Below are 17,632 nucleotides of genomic sequence, written 5' to 3'. Positions count from 1 at the left end.
TGGAAACCACTGTTAGACGATTGTCGCCTCATGTTTGCGCCAGGCAATAAAAAAGCCGGGCTAAACCCGGCTTTTTCAAGATGCGAAGATTACAAATCGCTTAGTGAGCGGTCGCCGGTGCAGCGCCTTCGGCTGGAGCTGCAGCAGGTGTTGCGGCCGGAGCCGCATCAGCTGCGGGCAACGGTGCCGGGCTATCCGACTGCGAATTCAGGTAGGCGATCAGGTTTGCGCGCTCGTCATCCTTCTTGATGCCGGCGAAGCCCATCGCGGTGCCCTTGATGTAGCCCTTGGGTGAGGTCAGGAAGTGGTTGAGATGCTCGAAGTCCCAGACGACCTTGCCACCTTCGGAGAATTCCTTGATCGGGCCCGAATAGGCGAAGCCTTCATGTGAGGCGATCGGACGGTTCACCACGCCCCAGAGATCCGGACCGACCTTGTTGGGGCCGCCCTTTTCGATGGAATGGCAGGCGGTGCACTTTTTGAATATGGCAGCACCGGCTTCGGCGTTGGCGCTTGCCAGCAGCTGCGCGATCGGAACGACAGCCGGAGCGGCTTCACCGCCGCCGGCACCTGCGCCGCCTTCTTCAGCGGCCTCGATGGCAAAGCCCGGCTTTTCGGGAACCGGAGCTGCGAAGATCGAGTCCGACACCAGCGAGATCGAGAACACCACAAAGGCAGTACCCAGCAGGCCGCCGAGTATCTTGTTCACTTCAAATGAGTCCATACGCCCCTGGCTCCCTTATCCGGCCGATCGCCATCCTCTGCGACCGCTGCCGTTCGTCGGTATCGTCTATCGCCCCGGCAGGCCGGGTGAAATCGCGCGGAAACTAGGTCTTTTGCTTGCCGGTTGCAACACCTATAAGGGCCCTTCCAGTGAGACCTTTTGCCACTTTCCAACGCCATTTAGAAACAGTCACGCCAGCCATGTCCACCCTAATCCTGATCCCCGCCCGCATGGCCTCGACGCGCTTGCCTGGCAAGCCGTTGGCCGATATCGCCGGCCGCCCGATGATCGTCCATGTCGCGGCCCGCGCGTCGGAAAGCGGGCTTGGCCGCGTCGTGGTGGCGACAGACACCGAGATCGTGGCAGAAACGGTGAGGGCGCATGGCTTCGAAGCGGTGATGACCCGCGTCGATCATGAGTCGGGTTCGGACCGCATTTTCGAGGCGCTGACCACGCTCGACCCGAAGGGCACGGTCGACACAATCGTCAATGTGCAGGGCGACCTGCCGACGATCGACCCGGCGATCATCCAGGCCGCACTGCGGCCGCTTGATGAAGCGACAGTCGACATTTCCACGCTCGGCGTGGAAATCACCCGCCACGAGGAAAAGGTCGATCCCAACGTTCCCAAGATCATTGGCTCGCCGCTGTCGGCGCAGCGGATGAGGGCGCTCTATTTCACCCGTGCGACGGCGCCTTGGGGCGACGGCCCGCTCTATCATCATGTCGGGCTTTATGTTTACCGCCGTGCCGCGCTCGAGCGTTTTGTCGGGCTTGGCCCGTCGCCGCTCGAAAGGCGCGAGCGTCTCGAACAGCTGCGCGCGCTGGAAGCCGGTATGCGCATCGACGTCGAAATCGTCGACACGGTGCCGTTGGGCGTCGACACGCCGGAACATCTCGAACGCGCTCGCGAACTCCTCTCGAAATAGACAAAGACAGGTCAACCATGCCGACCACGACCAAAAAGATCGCCTTCCAGGGCGAGCAGGGTGCCAATTCCGACACCGCCTGCCGCAACGTTTATCCCGATATGGAGCCGTTGCCTTGCCCGACCTTTGAGGACGCATTCAACGCGGTCGAGACCGGCAAGGCCGATCTGGCGATGATCCCGATCGAAAACACCATCGCCGGCCGCGTCGCCGACATCCACCATTTGCTGCCGGAATCCAAGCTGCACATCGTCGGCGAATACTTCCTGCCGATCCATTTCCAGCTGATGGTGCTGCCGGGCGTCAAGCGCTCGGAGATCAAGACGGTGCACAGCCACATCCACGCGCTCGGCCAGTGCCGCAAATACATCCGCAAGAACAGCTGGAAGCCGGTGGTCGCCGGCGACACCGCCGGTGCCGCCAAGTTCGTCTCCGAGGTCAAGGACCCGACGATGGCGGCACTCGCGCCACGGCTGGCCTCTTCGCTCTATGGTCTCGATATTCTCGAAGAAAATGTCGAGGACACCGAAAACAACGTCACCCGCTTCGTCGTTTTGTCGAAAGGCAAGAGCTGGGCCGAGCGCAGCAATCCCGACACCAAGATGATGACGACGTTTGTCTTCCGCGTTCGCAACGTACCGGCAGCGCTCTACAAGGCGATGGGCGGTTTCGCCACCAACGGCGTCAACATGACCAAGCTGGAAAGCTACCAGCTCGGTGGCGAGTTCACCGCGACCCAGTTCTACTCGGATATCGAGGGGCATCCCGACGATCGCCTAGTGGCGCTCGCACTGGAGGAGCTGCGCTTCTTCACCCGCGAGGTGCGCATCCTCGGCGTCTACGAGGCCGAATGAATTCCGTGGCACGCAGAACAACGGCGACTAGGCTTCTCGCGTAGCCCAGTTGGCGACATAGCCGAGCATCGCAGGCAGATGCTCGGGATCGTCAGCCGCACTGGCCAGCTCCGACAGCCTGAGCACGCTGCTGAGCAGCTCGATGCGTTGCCGGTCGAGGTGGCGGCCGGTCAGCATCTCATATGCGGCGACGATCCGCGCCGTCAGGTCGGGCGCGATGAAGTTCGAGTAGATGAATTCCTGCTGCAGGTCGCCGAAGCCTGAATCGGCAAAATCATAGATCCCGTTGAGTCGTTGGGCTGAATGGTCGAACGCCATGTTCCAGCCGTGGCCGTCGAAGAAGCCATATGTCGTGCCGTGTGGATCGGGCGGCAGGTTCTGCCATGCGGCGATGGTGCGGTCCGCGTAGGCCCGCAGATGTTCCGGCAATACTGGCCAGCTACGCCGAAGTATCGCGTCCGGCTCGATCCAGGCTTCGATCGGCCCGGCGCCGGCAGCTTCCATCGCGGGTTGGTCGAGCCGGTGGAGCTCGGCGTAAAACAGCGCCAGCTTCTCGGCCAGCTCGTGGCGGGCACGGTCGGGCAATGCTTCATAACGCACTGTCAGAAGATGTTCGCCCCTGAGCTTGTCGTGGCGGGAAAATACAGGCGGGCCGCCATGTAATGTCAGGTCCGGCACCGGCATGGTGACGCCCGGGCGGACAAGGGCGAGCAGCCGGGCTTCCCTTGAAAGCGCCTGTTCGGCCGCTTCGTGACGCGGGAACTTGAACACCAGCCGGTCGTCGACGTCGACAGCGTTGCTGTGCCAGCCCGGGGCGAGCAGTGTGAAACTTGCGTCTTCGAGTTCAGCAAAGGCCCGGACGATTGCTGAGCGGAAGGCGTCGAGGGTCGTCTCCGGCGTCACTCTGCGTCTGCCCAGGTGCGGATGAGCTGGTGGGCGATGGCATGGCCCGGCGGTACTCTAAGTGCGCCCGGATGTGTGCCGTCGAGCATTTGCAGGACTTCATCGCGCGGGAACCAGCGGCAGTCCTCCAGTTCGTCGGCGTCGATGGAGATGTCCTCGTTGAGCGCCTCGCCGTAACAGCCGATCATCAGTGAATAGGGGAACGGCCAGGGCTGGCTCGAATGGTAGACGACGCGGCCAAGCCGGATGCCTGCTTCCTCAAGCGTTTCGCGCCGCACCGCCGCCTCGATGGTTTCGCCCGGCTCGATGAAGCCGGCAAGCGCCGAATAGACGCCGGGCGCGAAATGCCGGCCTCGCCCCATCAGGCACTTGTCGCCCGACACGGTCAGCATGATGGCGACAGGGTCGGTGCGGGGAAAATGTTCGGTACCGCATCCCGTGCAGCGCCGCTTGTAGCCGCCGGCGCGCATCTCGGTTTCAGCGCCGCAGCGACCGCAGAAGCGGTGGCTGGCGTTCCAGGCAAGCAGTGCTGCGCCCTGCGCCAGGGCGCCGAGCCCGGCCTCGTCGGTCAGGCGTTGCGCCAGGATCGAGCGGAAGTCGATGGCCTTCAGGTGCTCCGGCAGGACTTCCTGTTCGGCAGTGATGGGCAGGGCCAGCATGGCGATGTCATCTGCGCGGCCGAGCAGGATCGCCTCGCCGGTCTGGGCGCCGAGTGCCTCGGCCGCCGCGAGCGTGAAATAAGGGGTGGGCGAAGTGTCGCTGAAATCGAGCACCAGCCGCCCTGACGCGACCAGAAGCAGCCTTGCGTCGGGTTCGGCTAGCGCCAGCCGTGCTGAATCGTCACTGCGCTTTTCCGATTGGCGGTCGATGATGTTGCCGGCGAAGCCGAGGAAATGGCTGGCTTCACGCGGCGGTGCGTTAAACAGGCTGAAAGGCATCTGAAACTCGGTCCGGATTGGTCGCCGCTTTATAGGGCGGTCTTGATGCGCTCGGCAAACCGGTGGAGATCGTCGCGGCGATAGGGCTCGCGCACGCCATGGCCCCAGACCGGGCCTGGCCAGCCGGGATCGCCCTCCGAGCGGGCGACGATATGGAAGTGCAGCTGGCGCACGATGTTGCCAAGCGCACCACTGTTGATCTTGGCGCAGCCGGTGGATTGCTTCAGCGCATGCGCCACCATGTTGCTCTCGAAGGTCAGCATTGCCTGGTCGAGCGGGGTCAGGTCATGGATTTCCTCGACGCCGGGGCGCTGCGGCACCAGCACCAGCCAGGGCCAGCGCCGGTCGTTCATGATGCGCAATTCGCAAAGGCCGAGCCACATCAGCGGTTCGCTGTCGGCGTCGAGACGCGAATCCAGCGTAAACCCGGCCTTGAGCCCCGACATCATTTGCGTTTCCCTTGTTTAGGCGAAGGCTAGAGTGTGGCTGCCGTGGCTGCAAGCGAATCATTGAAATAGGCAGGCCCGAAGCCATGCTTGGGACGTGCTGACACGCACTGGCGTTGCGACGATATGTTATAGGTCGAACTCCCAGTGGAGATACGCGATGTTTGCCGGTCAGATCGCCCTCGTTCTCGCGGCCGCCTTTGCCGGCGCGGCATTCTACATCAATTTCGCCGAGCAACCCGCGCGGCTTGGCCTAGATGACAAGAACCTGCTCGCGCAGTGGAAGCCGAGCTATGCTGCCGGTTTCACCATGCAGGCAAGCCTTGCTGTCGTCTCCGGTTTGCTTGGCCTGCTCGCCGCCTGGCTGACGGCCGACTGGCGATGGGGCGTCGGCGCCGTGCTGATGCTTGCCAACTGGCCCTACACGATGCTCGGCATCATGCCGACCAACAAGCGGCTCGAGGCGATACCGAACGAGGAAGGCGGCGCCGCATCCCGCCGGCTGATCGTACATTGGGGAACGTTGCATGCGCTGCGCACCGGCCTGGGTATCGCTGCGACGGCCGCCTATCTCTGGGCGCTGAATTTCGGCGTTGCCTGATTCTCTCCTGCGGACATGTCACCCTTGGCTCTTGCAATTGGTGCGGCAATTGCCGATATGGGGGTTGGGAGGTTGGTGGTGGACGATCCACTCGCCAACCGGGTCAGGTCCGGAAGGAAGCAGCCCTAACGAGCCCGGAACGGGTCATTGTTCCAGCCTCCCGCCTCTTCGCCCTTCTCCGCGTCATTGACGGCGTTGCGCCGTGCGGGCGAAACTCGTTTCGCGGAATCGGCCCGTTGCGGCCGAGGCAGGGGCGCCAATACGAACGGGCGACGGGGCGGATGAGCGAAGCCGGACAAACCGAAAAGAGCAAGGCCTACCGCGTTCTCGCGCGCAAGTACCGGCCTGCGGATTTCACAGCACTCGTCGGCCAGGAGCCGATGGTCCAGACGCTGACCAACGCCTTTTCCTCCGGACGTATCGCCCAAGCCTGGATGCTGACCGGCGTTCGCGGTGTCGGCAAGACCACCACCGCCCGCATTCTCGCCCGCGCGCTCAATTACAAGACATCGGACATCGACCGTCCCTCGGTCGACCTGACCGTGCTTGGCGAACATTGCCAGGCGATCATGGAAGGCCGCCATGTCGACGTCATCGAGATGGACGCCGCCTCGCACACCGGCATCGACGACATCCGCGACATCATCGATCGCGTCCGTTATGCGCCCGTTTCGGCGCGCTACAAAGTCTACATCATCGACGAGGTGCATATGCTCTCGACGCAGGCCTTCAACGGCCTGCTCAAGACGCTGGAAGAGCCGCCTCCGCATGTGAAGTTCATCTTCGCCACCACTGAAATCCGCAAGGTCCCGATCACCGTGCTGTCGCGCTGCCAGCGCTTCGACCTGCGCCGCATCGATGCCGGCAAGCTTGTCGGCCACCTGCGCAGCATTTCGGCGCAGGAAGGCATCGAGGTCGAAGACGACGCGCTGGCGATGGTGGCGCGTGCCGCCGAAGGCTCGGCACGCGATTCGCTGTCGATCCTCGACCAGGCCATCGCGCATGGCGGCGGCAAGGTGACATCAGAGGCGGTGCGCGCCATGCTCGGCCTTGCCGACCGCGCCCGTGTCGTCGACCTGTTCGAAAACATCATGAAGGGCGACATCGCCGCAGCGCTCGGCGAGTTGCGCGCCCAGTACGACACCGGCGCAGATCCCGTCGCAGTACTCAACGACCTTGCCGAGTTCACCCATCTGGTCACGCGCCTGCGCTTCGTGCCGTCGGCTGCCGACGACGCCTCGCTGTCGGAAGACGAACGCAAGCGCGGTGTCGAGTTCGCCCAGAGCCTGTCGGTGCGCGTGCTGTCGCGCGCCTGGCAGATGCTGCTGAAGGGCATTCCCGAGGTGCAGTCATCCAACAGGCCGGTCAGTGCCGCCGAAATGGTGTTGATCAGGCTGGCGCACGCCGCCGACCTGCCAACGCTCGACGAAGCGCTGAAATCGCTGGGCGACGCGCCGTCGCAGCCGTCGCCTGGACCACGAAATGGCGGCATGGCACCCGGTGCCGGCAATGGCGGGGGCTGGTGCCTCGGCCGTGTCGCAGGCGCGCATGCCGGTCAGCAATGGCGGTGGCCAGGCGATGCGCCTGGTGGAAAGTGCGCCCGCGGCCTTCGTTGCGCCGACGCCGGCGCCGGAACCCGTTGCTGATGCCGTGCCTGTGCGTACGATCGCCGAATTGGCGAACCTGGCTGAAGCGAACCGGGAAATGGCGTTCAAGGTGTTGATCCGCCGCGCCGTGCGCCCGGTGCGCATCGAGCCCGGCCACATCGAATGCAGCCTGACATCAGATGCGCCGCGCACTTTCCTCAACGACCTGACGACCAAGCTGAAGATCTGGACCGGCCGACACTGGATGGTTTCCCTGTCGCGCGAGGAGGGCGGGCCGACGCTCGCCGAGATCGAGGCCAACAAGCGCGAGGTCGCACTTACCGATGCCAAGGCCGACCCGACGGTGGCTGCGATCCTGTCGCGCTTCCCCGGCGCCAAGATCATCGATGTGCGCCTGCCGACAGCGCCTGATGCGCCCGATCTGGACATCGACACCGAGTTGCCGCCCGATCCGGGCATCGACAACGACGATGACGACCCGTTTTGAGATGAAAGGAACACGACCATGAAGGATCTGCTTGGCCTGATGGGCAAGGCGAAGGAAATGCAGGCCAAGTTGCAGGCCATGCAGGAAGAGGTCGCCCAGATCGAAGCCACAGGCCAGTCCGGCGGTGGCATGGTCGTCGTGACGCTCTCGGGCAAGTCGGAAATGAAGTCGGTGAAGATCGATCCGTCGCTGCTCAGGGACGGCGAGGGCGAGATCCTCGAGGACCTGATCGTTGCCGCGCATAATGATGCCAAGGCCAAGGTCGAGGCGACGATGCAGGAAAAGACCAAGGCGCTGACCGCCGGCCTGCCGATCCCGCCCGGCATGAAGCTGCCGTTCTGAACCAGTAAGCGAATAGGGAGCAGGGAGTAGTGAGGTAGCGCTTGAAGTTCAGGCGCCTTCGCCCGTCAAACTACTCGCTAGAACCGGGTCACCACGCTGATCCCCAGCCCCTCGAACTTGTCCATCGCCATCAGCGCGCCGGGGGCTTCGTCGAGGCTGAGATGTTTGCCGACCAGCATCTGGGGCTTGAGTTTGCCGGTCTCGATCATCTCCATCATCGCCTGGTAGCGGAACGCCTGCATGCCGTGGCTGCCGAGGATTTCGAGCTCGTGGGCGATCACCTTGTCCATCGGGATCTTGGGGTGATGGTGGTCGCCGAGCATCAGCCCGACCTGGACATGGCGGCCGCGCCGGCGAAGATTGGCGATCGAATTGAAGCAGGTCGTGGGGTGGCCGAGCGCGTCGAGCGACAGATGCGCGCCACCCCTGGTGATCTCCCTGACAGCACCGACAACGTCATTGGTGCTGGAGGCATTGATCGTGGCTATCGCCCCGATCTTGCGGGCAAATTCCAGCTTGTCATCGGCGAGGTCGATGGCAATGACATTGGCCCCCGCGGCTGACGCGATCATGATCGCCGACAGCCCGACACCGCCGCAGCCATGCACGGCAACCCATTCGCCCGGCTTGACACAACCCTGGTCGACAACCGCGCGGAACGAGGTGACGAAGCGGCAGCCGAGACTGGCGGCGGTGGCGAAGTCGAGTGTTTCGGGCAGCCGCACCAGATTGGTGTCGGCGAAATCGACAGCGACATATTCGGCGAATGAACCCCAGGCGGTGAAGCCGGGCTGGAACTGGTGTTCGCAGACCTGATGATTGCCCGAGTTGCATTCGAAGCAATGGCCGCAGCCACCGACGAAGGGCACGGTGACGCGGTCGCCGATGCGCCACCGCGTGACCTGGCTGCCAAGCGCCGAGATCGTGCCGGCGAGCTCGTGCCCGGGTACGTGCGGCAGCACGATGTCGGCGTCATGCCCCATCCAGCCGTGCCAGTCGCTGCGGCACAGGCCTGTCGCCTCGACCTTGATGACGACGCCGCCCGAAGAAGGCGTCGGATCGGCAACGTTCTGCACCCTTGGCGGCTGCCCAAACTGTTCGAACAGGACAGCTTTCACGGTCTTTTCCTCGCGCTCTTTGGCCGCCGCACGGCGTGCCGGTTTCGTGTCTTTGGCCCGACCATAGCGACCGGGCGTTGCCGAGGCGAGCCCGGCAAAGACGCAGTTTTAACCACATGGTCATCATTTTGCCCGAAACGGGCTCATTGTTGCTGCAATCTGGGGACGTGGCGGGCTTAGAAGAGGGGCGCTTTTGATCGCCAATAAATGGAAGATGCCGATCTTCGTCGGCGTCATTGCCTCACCGTTTGTCGTTTCCGGCTGCACCACCAGCAAGCTCGCTGACGGGGTCACCACGAGCTCAATACGCTCGAGTTCCTACGCCTATACGGCGAAGGACAAAGAATGCCTGGCGCGGGCGATGTTCTTCGAATCCAACCGCTCAAGCCGCGACGGCCTTGTCGCCGTCGGCAGCGTCGTCATGAACCGGCTCAAATCGGGCGAGTATGGCGAGACAGTCTGCGGTGTCGTCGGCCAGAAAGGCCAGTTCGCCCCCGGCGTACTGTCGCGGCCGATGAATTCCCAGGCGCTGCCCGATGTCCAGGCCGCTGCCGACGCCGTGCTCAAGGGCGAACGCCATCCCAAGGTGAAGGACGACGTGATGTTCTTCCATACCGCCGGGCTGAAATTCCCCTACAAGAACATGCACTACACGACCGTGGCCGGCGGCAATGCCTTCTACGAGAAGCGCAGCAGGCGCAAGCTGCCGGCGGTCATGGAGCCCGAAACGATGGTCGCCTCAGCCGGGCAGCCAACGCTACCCGGTGTGGTCGAGGCGCCGACCACTGTCGCTTCCGCCGGTTCCGATGCGGCGCTGGCCAGTGCGATGTCGTTCCAGGCAACACCAGCGGACGCCGACGCCATCGGTGCGCTCATCGCCAGCCAGGATCGGCCGATGCAGGAGTGAGAGTAACGATTAGGGAATGGGGCGGTCAGTTTGCCTCGGTCTTCACTATTCGCTACTCACCATTGCCTACTCGTTTTATATCGCTTCCATGTCGAAGCGAATCGCTGGTCCCGAGATCGAACGCCTGATCCAGCTCCTGGCCAAGGTGCCGGGGCTTGGGCCGCGCTCGGCCCGCCGCGCCGCACTTCATCTGATCAAGAAAAAAGAGCAGCTGCTCGCGCCGCTGGCGGCCGCCATGGGCGAGGCGGTCGACAAGGTGCGGGTGTGCTCGACCTGCGGCAATGTCGATACCTCGGATCCGTGCATGATCTGCATCGACCCGCGCCGTGACCCGACCACCATCATTGTTGTCGAGGACGTCTCCGACCTGTGGGCACTGGAACGGGCCGGCGCCATGAACGCGCGTTTCCACGTGCTCGGCGGCACGCTGTCGCCGCTCGACGGCATTGGCCCGGACCAGCTCACCATCAAGCAACTGGTAACGCGGATTGCCGAAGGCGGCGTCAGCGAGGTCATCCTCGCCGTCAACGCCACTGTCGAGGGCCAGACCACGGCGCATTATCTCACCGACCAGCTCTCCGGTTTCGACATCAAGGTCACGCGGCTGGCCCATGGCGTGCCGGTCGGCGGCGAACTCGATTATCTCGACGAAGGCACGCTGTCGGCGGCGCTCAAATCACGGACCGTGTTTTGACGCAATTGCCCGGCAGGGAGGTTGGATGAAAAGACTTTCTTCGCTGCTTTCAATTCTCGCCGCCCTTGCCGCAGCGTTGTTCGCATTCGCCATCCCCGCCTCCGCCGCCAAGATCGACGACCAGTTCCAGGTCTGGCTCATCAAGGACCTGTGGCCGGAAGCCAAGGCCAAGGGCATCTCCAAGGCAACATTCGACGCGGCTTTTTCAGGCGTTTCGCCGAATCTCAAGCTGCCCGACCTCGTTTTGCCGGGCGAAAAGCCCAAGACGCCGAAGACGCAGCATCAGGCCGAGTTCGGCTCACCGGGTAATTATTTCGCTGAGAAGACGCTGGGCGCGGTGACCGCAGGCGGACGCTCGCGCGCCGGGGCCAACGCCAAGACGCTTGCCGCGATCGAGAAACGTTTCGGCGTGCCCGCGGGTGTGGTGCTCGCCATCTGGGGGCGCGAGTCCGGCTTCGGTGCGGCGAAGATGCCCTATGATGCCTTCGAGGTGCTGGGCACGAAGGCGTTTCTTGCCACCCGCAAGGACATGTTCCGCAAGGAGCTGCTCGCCGGCCTTGAAATGGTCGAGCGCGGGCTGGTCAGCCGCAAGGCCATGCGTTCGTCCTGGGCCGGTGCGCTCGGGCAGCCGCAATTCCTGCCGACGTCGTTCCTCGAGCATGCTGTCGATTTCGACGGTGACGGCCGCGCCGACATCTGGAACTCGACACCCGACACGCTGGCCTCGATCGCCAACTATCTCGTCCACTATGGCTGGGTGAAGGGCCGCGACTGGGGTTTTGAGGTGACGCTGCCCGGCAATGTCTCTTGCGCGCTCGAAGGCCCGGACCGGGGCAAGAAGATCGCCGACTGGACGGCTTTGGGCATCACTCGCGCCGGCGGCAAGCCGTTCCCGCAAAACGAGGCGCGCGCCGAAGGTTTCCTGATGATGCCGGCGGGGCGCAACGGTCCGGCCTTCATTGTCACGCCCAACTTCTACGTGCTCAAGGAATACAACGAGAGTGACGTCTACGCCCTGTTCATCGGCCACGGCGCCGACCGCATTGCGTCAGGCGACAAGCGTTTCACCGGCGCCTGGGGCAAGGTCGATGGGCTCTATCGCTCCGATGTCGCCTCGATGCAGCGGGGTCTGGAAAAGCTCGGTTACGACGTCGGCGGCGCCGACGGACTGCCTGGGTTCAAGACCCGACGCTCGATCGGCGACTGGCAGGCCAAGAATGGCCAGGCCGCGACGTGTTTCCCGGACAAAGCCATCGTCGAGGCGATGCGGTAACCAGCAGACGTCCGTCTTTCTCCCCTGTGGAAGAAGGTACCTGACGGAGTTAAGGCGGATGAGGGGGCAGCATGGCGCTCCGCCCAACACCCCCATCCGACCTCGTTTTGCTCGGTCACCTTGTCCCACAAGGGAGAAGGCAGGTGCGCTCACGCCGCCTTCGACAGGCCAGCGCCAACCTCAGCCAAAATCTCGTAGGAGCGCTTGCGTGCGGTGTGGTCGAACACCTGCGCCGTGACCATCAGTTCGTCCGCACCGGTGCGGGCGATGAACGCCTCGACGCCGCGTCGCACCGTTTCAGGTGAACCGACAACCGCGCAGGCGAGCGTCTGCGACAGCATCTGACGGGCGACCGGATCAAGTTCGCGCTCATAACCTTCGAGCGGAGCCGGCAGGCGACCCGGCCGGCCGCTGCGCAAATTGACGAAAGCCTGCTGTACCGAGCTAAACAGCAGCTTTGCCTCGGCGTCCGTGTCGGCTGCCACGATGTTGATGCCGGCCATGACATAAGGCTTGGCCAGCCGTTCCGAGGGCTGGAAGCGCGAGCGATAGATCTCGAGCGCATGGTCGAGTTCTGACGGAGCGAAATGCGAGGCAAAGGCGTAGGGAAGGCCGAGCATGGCGGCGAGCTGGGCGCCATAGAGGCTTGAGCCGAGCACCCAGACCTCGACCTGTTCGCCTTCGCCGGGCACCGCGCGGATGCGTTGTTCCGGCGTCGCCGGCTCGAAGTATCCCATGAGCTCGACGACATCCTGCGGAAAATTGTCGACCCCGGCTTCGAGATTGCGACGCAGCGCCCGTGCGGTGAGCATGTCGGTGCCGGGCGCGCGGCCGATGCCGAGGTCGATGCGGCCTGGGTGAAGGGCGGCCAGCGTGCCGAACTGCTCGGCGATCACAAGAGGCGCATGGTTGGGCAACATGATGCCGCCGGCGCCGACACGAATCGTACTGGTGCCCGCAGCAACGTGCGCGATGACCACTGATGTCGCGGCGCTGGCGATGCCGGCCATGTTGTGGTGTTCGGCCAGCCAGTAGCGGTGGAAGCCGAGTTTCTCGGCGTGGCGGGCGAGATCGAGCGTATTGCGCAGGGATTGACCAGCGGTGCTGCCTTCGATGACCGGTGACAGATCGAGCACGGACAGGGTGGTCATGGCTTCTCCTGGAAGATTTTCTCGCGCGCCAAGGCGCTGAAGGCATCCGCATCGGGGATGTCGATGCCGAATTGTGTGGTGATGATGTCAGCCAGTTCGGTGGCGTTCGCGAGTTCGCGGCGCTCGACGCGGCCGCCGGCGTGATAGTGCGACAGCCTGTTGTTGGCGAGCGCCAGCCGCCCCTCGGGCAAGGCGCGCGCAGCGATCAGGTTGATGCGGAAATGTGAGGCCGGATTGGTCGACAGGAAATAGTTGGAGACGGAATAGTCGACCGGATATTGCTCCTGCAGGTCGAAGCGGTAGAGCGTGCGCCATTCGCCGCCGGTGTTCGCCTGGGTGCGGAAATGGCCGTCGGTTTCGATGATGCGGAAGGTTTCGTGTGGCGTTGCCTGTTCGCGCCCGAGCTGAAACAAAAGCGGCGCGGTCTGGGTCAGCCCGCCAAAGCCGACGTCGACGAGCCAAGTCTGTCCGTCGAGTTCGACCTTGAGCAGCATGTGGCCGCGCGCTGTGATGGCGTCCTCGGGCTGGCCCCACAGGACGCGGGCGGCAAGGCCCGACACGCTGAAGCCGAGCCCTTTCAATGCTTCCATGAACAGCAGGTTGTGCTCGAAGCAGTAGCCGCCGCGCCCGCTTGCCACCAGTTTGCGCTGCACAACTGCCGGGTCGAGGTCGACCGGGCGATGCAGGAAAGGGTCGAGGTTCTCGAAGGGTATGGCTTGCGGATGCAGCAGGTGCAGTGCCCGCAGGGCATCAAGCGTAGGCTCGCCTGGGCCGGCATAGCCAATACGCTGGAAATAGGCGCTGAGATCGAAATCGGCCATGGCGGGTCTACCGGTTGCCGTTCCGATATAGGGACGCTGATTGCCCGCCGCAAAGGCTGGCCTAATCAGAAATGCGGTGCGGGCCGCAAGATGAGATCATCCTGCGGCCTGTCTTGTCAGGCAGCCGCACCGGGCTGCGATATGTCAGTGCCCAATTCCTTGCGCACCTGCGGTGCGACCTTGGTGCCGTAGAGCTCGATCGCCTTCATGATCTTGTCGTGCGGCATCAGGCCGATCGCCATCTGCAGCAGGAAGCGGTCGTTGTTGAAGATCTTGTGCTGCGCGACGATCTTTTCCGCCACCACTTCCGGGTTGCCGACAAACAGCGCGCCGCTGGGCGAACGCGACTGGTCGAAATGCGCCCGAGATGTCGGACCCCAGCCGCGCTCGCGGCCGATGCGGTTCATCACTTCGGCCTGTGGCCCGTAGAAATCGTCGGCCGCCTGCTCGGTGGTTTCGCCGACAAAACCATGCACGTTGATGCTGGTCGCGAGCTTGGCCGGATCCTGGCCGCCGCGGCGTGCCGCCTCGCGATAGATATCGAACAGCGGCGCGAATCGCGCCGGTTCGCCACCGATGATGGCAAGCGCCAGGGGCAGGCCAAGCACACCGGCGCGTGCCGCCGACTGCGGCGTGCCGCCAATGGCGATCCAGATCGGCAGATTGTCCTGATAGGGACGGGGATAGACGCCACGATCGCTGATCGGCGCGCGATGCGTGCCGGTCCAGGTCACGCGTTCGCTGTCGCGCAATGCCAGGAGCAGATCGAGCTTTTCGGCGAACAGCTCGTCATAGTCCTCGAGATTGTAGCCAAACAGCGGGAACGATTCGATGAACGAGCCGCGCCCTGCCATGATCTCGGCGCGGCCGTTGGAGAGCAGATCGAGGGTGGCGAACTGCTGGAACACGCGCACTGGGTCGTCGGAGGACAAAACGGTGACGGCGCTGGACAGCCGGATGCGCTTGGTGCGCTCTGCCGCGGCGGCAAGCGCCAACACGGGCGCGGAGGCGGCATAGTCGGGGCGGTGATGCTCGCCGAGGCCGAAAACGTCGAGCCCGACCTGGTCAGCCAGTTCGATTTCTTCGATGAGATTGCGCAACCGCTGATGCGCTCCGATGGCACCGGGGCTCGGCTCTGGGCTAACGTCTGCAAAAGTGTAGAGGCCAAGTTCCATGATCGCTGGTCCTGTCGCTGTTATTCGTGCTACAGGTAGCCATCGCTCCACAAAGCCGCCAGATGCGGTCTAGTGAACAATCCATATCGAGATTGGCGTCAAAGAGCGTTTCCTATCCGCAACATCGCGCGAATTCATGGGAGACATGCCTTTTTGGCGCTTGAACTATGCCTTCGCGCGCGTATGTAAACGGCGCGAAGTGACTCCAGGGAAATCAAATTGGCAATCTACAGGGAAAAAGACGTCTTCGAGCGGCGCAATGCTGCCAATGACGCAAAGAAAGCTCTCCTCGAAAAGTACAAGGCACGCCCGGCAGCCGACGACCCAGCGGTCGTGGCACGCCAGGCCGAACGCAAGGCCATCCTAGAGGCTCGCGCCATCCGCGAAGCCGAGAAGGAAAAGCTGAGGCAGGAACGCCTGGCTCGCGAAGCGGCTGAGAAGGCCGAGCGCGAAGCCAAGGCTGAAGCCGAACGACTGGCCGCCGAAGAGGCCGCACAGGCGGATGCCAAGGCGCGCGAGGCCGAAGAGGCCGACCGTATCAGCCGCGTGCTCTCCGACGAGGCTGAGCGCAAGGCCAAGCGCGATGCGCGCTACGCTGCGCGCAAGGCGCGCGGCAAGCGGATGCCGCCCTCGGCCAACTACGGCTGAGCACGCAGGCTTAATTAGCCAAATTCGCTTGAATGACTCATCGGCCCGGTAATCGGGCTCGATAGCAAATTCACATCGCTAGCGATTCGCGACCGGGGGTATTGCCAAGCCCCGGGCGCGGATCGCTTTCGCGCGTCTGATACATGGCTGCGGAAATCGGAATCGATCCCGACAGGCATGAGAGATTTGCAAGGAGGACGGGTGCGGCCCGCCCGTTTCGGGCAGGCCGTTGGACGTTGGCTGGTGATCAGGCGACGAGCTTGAGGCCGACGATGCCGGAGACAATCAGGCCGATGCAGGCGAGGCGAAGCGCCGTTGCCGGCTCGCCCAGCAGCCAGATGCCAAGCATCGCGGTACCAACCGTGCCGATGCCGGTCCAGATCGCATAGGCGGTGCCGACAGGCAGCGTCTTCAAAGCCAGGCCGAGCAGACCGAGGCTGACGATCATCGAAGCGATGGTGAGGATAGTTGGCATCGGCTTGGTAAAGCCGTCGGTGTATTTCAGGCCGATAGCCCAGCCGATCTCGAAAATCCCCGCGAAAAACAGATAAGTCCAAGCCATGGAGTGCTCCATTGGGATGGCGGGTCGTCCCGGCCGGGTTTTTATTGGGAAAGCGCAAGGTCGTCCTTGCGCCCGGATAGATAGGATTTTTCGGAGAAGAGTTCAACCTTGCGCCCGGCCGAGACCGGGCGCCGTAGATTGGCGCGAAACCAGGAGGGACTTACTTGTCCTTGATCTTGGTCGCTTGCACCGGAGGTGCCTTGAATGCCGGCGCTGGCGCTGGCTTCTTGGCATCCTTTTTGGGTTTCCGGGCTTCTTTCCCGGCTTTCATCGCACCTTTGGCCATGATTCGTTTCTCCCGCTGCTGAGACGCGAAGTGAAACGCGAAGTTGGCTCGCTTGCAAGAGGGCTATTGAGGGTGTCGGCTGTGGGTCTGGCGCCGGGCGAAAATGCTTGAGTGCGAAATTGTCCCCGCTACAGTCTGAGAAGGCGAGGGAGAGATGGCGGCACATTCCGGTTCGAAGCTTGTGATCTTCGCGGCGATAGCGGGCAATCTGCTCATCGCCGTCACCAAGTTCGTTGCCGCGGCCTTCACCGGCAGCTCGGCGATGCTGTCGGAAGGTGTACATTCGCTCGTCGATACCGGCAACGGCCTGTTGCTGCTCTACGGCCTCCATCGTGCCGCCCAGCCGGCGGACCTGATGCACCCGTTCGGCCACGGCCGCGAGCTCTACTTCTGGAGCTTCATCGTCGCTCTTTTGGTCTTCGCGCTCGGTGCCGGGGTCGCCTTCTACGAAGGCATCATCCACATGCTTGCCCCCGAGCCGATCGAAAATCCGCTGATCAACTATGTCGTGCTTGGATTGTGCCTGGTGTTCGAGGCCGGCTCGTGGCTGGTCGCGCTCAAGGAATTCCGCCGTAGCAAGGGCACGCTGGGCTACATCCAGGCCGTCCGCCGCAGCAAGGATCCGAGCGTCTATACCGTGCTGTTCGAAGATAGCGCGGCACTGCTTGGCCTGGTGATCGCCTTCATTGGCATTTCAGCCGCGCAATATTTCGAACAGCCCTGGCTCGATGGTGCCGCCTCGATCGGCATCAGCCTGATTCTGGCCGCTACCGCGGTGTTCCTGGCACGTGAGAGCAAGGGGCTGCTGATGGGCGAACCGGCGCTGCCGGATGTGCAAGCCAAGGTCCTGGCGATCGCCCAGGCCGATCCGGCCGTCGAGAAGGCCAATGGCGTGCTGACCGTGCACATGGGGCCGGAGCAGATCGTCGCCGGCCTCAGCCTCGATTTCGTCGATCATATCTCGGCCGCCGAGATCGAGACCTGCGTCGAGCGGCTGGAGGCCAAGCTCAAGGCCGAGGTGCCGGAAGTGACGGCCGTTTTCGTCAAGCCGCAGACAGCGCAACACTGGCAGGAGCGGCGGGAGCGAATCGTGAACCCGCAAGGCGGGACGGCCGCACCCGAAATGAACTAGGATGCCGCCGACATCACCATTTCCGACGAGGAGG

General features: G+C 63.5%; 19 protein-coding genes, 1 other RNA gene and 1 pseudogene. 11 read left to right on the top strand and 10 right to left on the bottom strand.

All coding sequences use genetic code 11. From position 1 onward, the window contains the following. Nucleotides 1-100: 100 nt before the first annotated feature. Nucleotides 101-724, bottom strand: a complete 624-nt coding sequence (locus ACHMW7_RS26590) for a c-type cytochrome (protein WP_395448378.1) — start codon at nt 722-724, stop codon at nt 101-103. A 200-nt stretch (nt 725-924) separates the two neighbouring features. Between ACHMW7_RS26590 and ACHMW7_RS26585 the strand changes: the two genes are divergently transcribed. Together ACHMW7_RS26585 and ACHMW7_RS26580 are read left to right on the top strand one after the other, a co-directional pair. After that, on the top strand, nt 925-1,653 hold the full coding sequence (locus ACHMW7_RS26585) for a 3-deoxy-manno-octulosonate cytidylyltransferase (protein WP_395448377.1): 729 nt from the start codon (nt 925-927) through the stop codon (nt 1,651-1,653). A gap of 17 nt (nt 1,654-1,670) precedes the next feature. Then, on the top strand, nt 1,671-2,507 hold the full coding sequence (locus ACHMW7_RS26580) for a prephenate dehydratase (protein ID WP_395448376.1): 837 nt from the start codon (nt 1,671-1,673) through the stop codon (nt 2,505-2,507). Nucleotides 2,508-2,534: 27 nt separating this feature from the next. Here ACHMW7_RS26580 and ACHMW7_RS26575 read toward each other — a convergent pair whose 3' ends face one another. The 3 genes from ACHMW7_RS26575 to ACHMW7_RS26565 are packed head-to-tail and all read right to left on the bottom strand — an operon-like array spanning nt 2,535 to nt 4,797. Further along, the gene (locus ACHMW7_RS26575; RefSeq protein WP_395448375.1) at nt 2,535-3,410 is read right to left on the bottom strand and encodes a phosphotransferase family protein; all 876 of its coding nucleotides are present in this window, start codon (nt 3,408-3,410) and stop codon (nt 2,535-2,537) included. After that, nucleotides 3,407-4,348: an NAD(+) diphosphatase gene (gene nudC / locus ACHMW7_RS26570; protein WP_395448374.1), complete on the bottom strand. Its 942-nt coding sequence runs from the start codon at nt 4,346-4,348 to the stop codon at nt 3,407-3,409. Before nudC ends, ACHMW7_RS26575 begins: the two co-directional genes overlap by 4 nt. 29 nt (nt 4,349-4,377) lie before the next feature. Then, entirely contained in the window at nt 4,378-4,797 is a 420-nt protein-coding gene (locus ACHMW7_RS26565) for an HIT domain-containing protein (protein WP_395448373.1), read from the bottom strand. 157 nt (nt 4,798-4,954) lie between these two features. Between ACHMW7_RS26565 and ACHMW7_RS26560 the strand changes: the two genes are divergently transcribed. The 4 genes and pseudogenes from ACHMW7_RS26560 (at nt 4,955) to ACHMW7_RS26545 (ending at nt 7,831) form a co-directional block, all read left to right on the top strand. Beyond that, nucleotides 4,955-5,395: a DUF1772 domain-containing protein gene (locus ACHMW7_RS26560; RefSeq protein WP_395448372.1), complete on the top strand. Its 441-nt coding sequence runs from the start codon at nt 4,955-4,957 to the stop codon at nt 5,393-5,395. 67 nt (nt 5,396-5,462) lie between these two features. After that, nucleotides 5,463-5,559, top strand: an RNA gene (ffs, locus tag ACHMW7_RS26555) — signal recognition particle sRNA small type. Between the two features lie 117 nt (nt 5,560-5,676). Beyond that, nucleotides 5,677-7,489: pseudogene (locus tag ACHMW7_RS26550) on the top strand (DNA polymerase III subunit gamma/tau). A gap of 18 nt (nt 7,490-7,507) precedes the next feature. Continuing rightward, nucleotides 7,508-7,831, top strand: coding sequence for a YbaB/EbfC family nucleoid-associated protein (locus tag ACHMW7_RS26545; RefSeq protein ID WP_395448371.1), 324 nt, complete (start codon nt 7,508-7,510; stop codon nt 7,829-7,831). 77 nt (nt 7,832-7,908) lie between these two features. Here the strand turns inward: ACHMW7_RS26545 and ACHMW7_RS26540 are convergent, their stop codons facing one another. Further along, nucleotides 7,909-8,949, bottom strand: coding sequence for a zinc-dependent alcohol dehydrogenase family protein (locus ACHMW7_RS26540; protein WP_395448370.1), 1,041 nt, complete (start codon nt 8,947-8,949; stop codon nt 7,909-7,911). A gap of 193 nt (nt 8,950-9,142) precedes the next feature. On the opposite strand from ACHMW7_RS26540, the gene ACHMW7_RS26535 reads away from it, so the two are divergent. The 3 genes from ACHMW7_RS26535 (at nt 9,143) to ACHMW7_RS26525 (ending at nt 11,823) form a co-directional block, all read left to right on the top strand. Next, the gene (locus ACHMW7_RS26535; RefSeq protein WP_395448369.1) at nt 9,143-9,856 is read left to right on the top strand and encodes a cell wall hydrolase; all 714 of its coding nucleotides are present in this window, start codon (nt 9,143-9,145) and stop codon (nt 9,854-9,856) included. 88 nt (nt 9,857-9,944) lie between these two features. Then, nucleotides 9,945-10,550, top strand: coding sequence for a recombination mediator RecR (recR, locus tag ACHMW7_RS26530; protein WP_395448368.1), 606 nt, complete (start codon nt 9,945-9,947; stop codon nt 10,548-10,550). 25 nt (nt 10,551-10,575) lie between these two features. After that, nucleotides 10,576-11,823 (top strand): lytic murein transglycosylase, encoded by a 1,248-nt coding sequence (locus tag ACHMW7_RS26525; protein ID WP_395448367.1) that lies wholly within the window; start codon nt 10,576-10,578, stop codon nt 11,821-11,823. A 149-nt stretch (nt 11,824-11,972) separates the two neighbouring features. Here ACHMW7_RS26525 and ACHMW7_RS26520 read toward each other — a convergent pair whose 3' ends face one another. The 3 genes from ACHMW7_RS26520 to ACHMW7_RS26510 form a co-directional block, all read right to left on the bottom strand. Continuing rightward, entirely contained in the window at nt 11,973-12,974 is a 1,002-nt protein-coding gene (locus ACHMW7_RS26520; protein ID WP_395448366.1) for an LLM class flavin-dependent oxidoreductase, read from the bottom strand. Then, nucleotides 12,971-13,795, bottom strand: coding sequence for an arylamine N-acetyltransferase (locus ACHMW7_RS26515; protein WP_395448365.1), 825 nt, complete (start codon nt 13,793-13,795; stop codon nt 12,971-12,973). Before ACHMW7_RS26515 ends, ACHMW7_RS26520 begins: the two co-directional genes overlap by 4 nt. A 116-nt stretch (nt 13,796-13,911) precedes the next feature. Next, nucleotides 13,912-14,970, bottom strand: coding sequence for an LLM class flavin-dependent oxidoreductase (locus ACHMW7_RS26510; RefSeq protein ID WP_395448364.1), 1,059 nt, complete (start codon nt 14,968-14,970; stop codon nt 13,912-13,914). Nucleotides 14,971-15,189: 219 nt separating this feature from the next. Here ACHMW7_RS26510 and ACHMW7_RS26505 point away from each other — a divergent pair, with 219 nt between their 5' ends. Then, the gene (locus tag ACHMW7_RS26505; protein ID WP_395448363.1) at nt 15,190-15,618 is read left to right on the top strand and encodes a DUF6481 family protein; all 429 of its coding nucleotides are present in this window, start codon (nt 15,190-15,192) and stop codon (nt 15,616-15,618) included. A 247-nt stretch (nt 15,619-15,865) separates the two neighbouring features. Here the strand turns inward: ACHMW7_RS26505 and sugE are convergent, their stop codons facing one another. Together sugE and ACHMW7_RS26495 are read right to left on the bottom strand one after the other, a co-directional pair. After that, nucleotides 15,866-16,180, bottom strand: coding sequence for a quaternary ammonium compound efflux SMR transporter SugE (sugE, locus tag ACHMW7_RS26500; RefSeq protein ID WP_184773330.1), 315 nt, complete (start codon nt 16,178-16,180; stop codon nt 15,866-15,868). Between the two features lie 160 nt (nt 16,181-16,340). Then, complete coding sequence (locus ACHMW7_RS26495; protein ID WP_108609499.1) at nt 16,341-16,466, bottom strand: hypothetical protein; 126 nt, start codon at nt 16,464-16,466, stop codon at nt 16,341-16,343. Between the two features lie 154 nt (nt 16,467-16,620). On the opposite strand from ACHMW7_RS26495, the gene ACHMW7_RS26490 reads away from it, so the two are divergent. Beyond that, nucleotides 16,621-17,598, top strand: coding sequence for a cation diffusion facilitator family transporter (locus ACHMW7_RS26490; RefSeq protein WP_395448362.1), 978 nt, complete (start codon nt 16,621-16,623; stop codon nt 17,596-17,598). Nucleotides 17,599-17,632: the final 34 nt, after the last annotated feature.

Source organism: Aminobacter sp. UC22_36, assembly GCF_044056035.1.
Lineage (GTDB): Bacteria > Pseudomonadota > Alphaproteobacteria > Rhizobiales > Rhizobiaceae > Aminobacter.
This window is presented reverse-complemented; position numbering and strand designations above follow the sequence as displayed.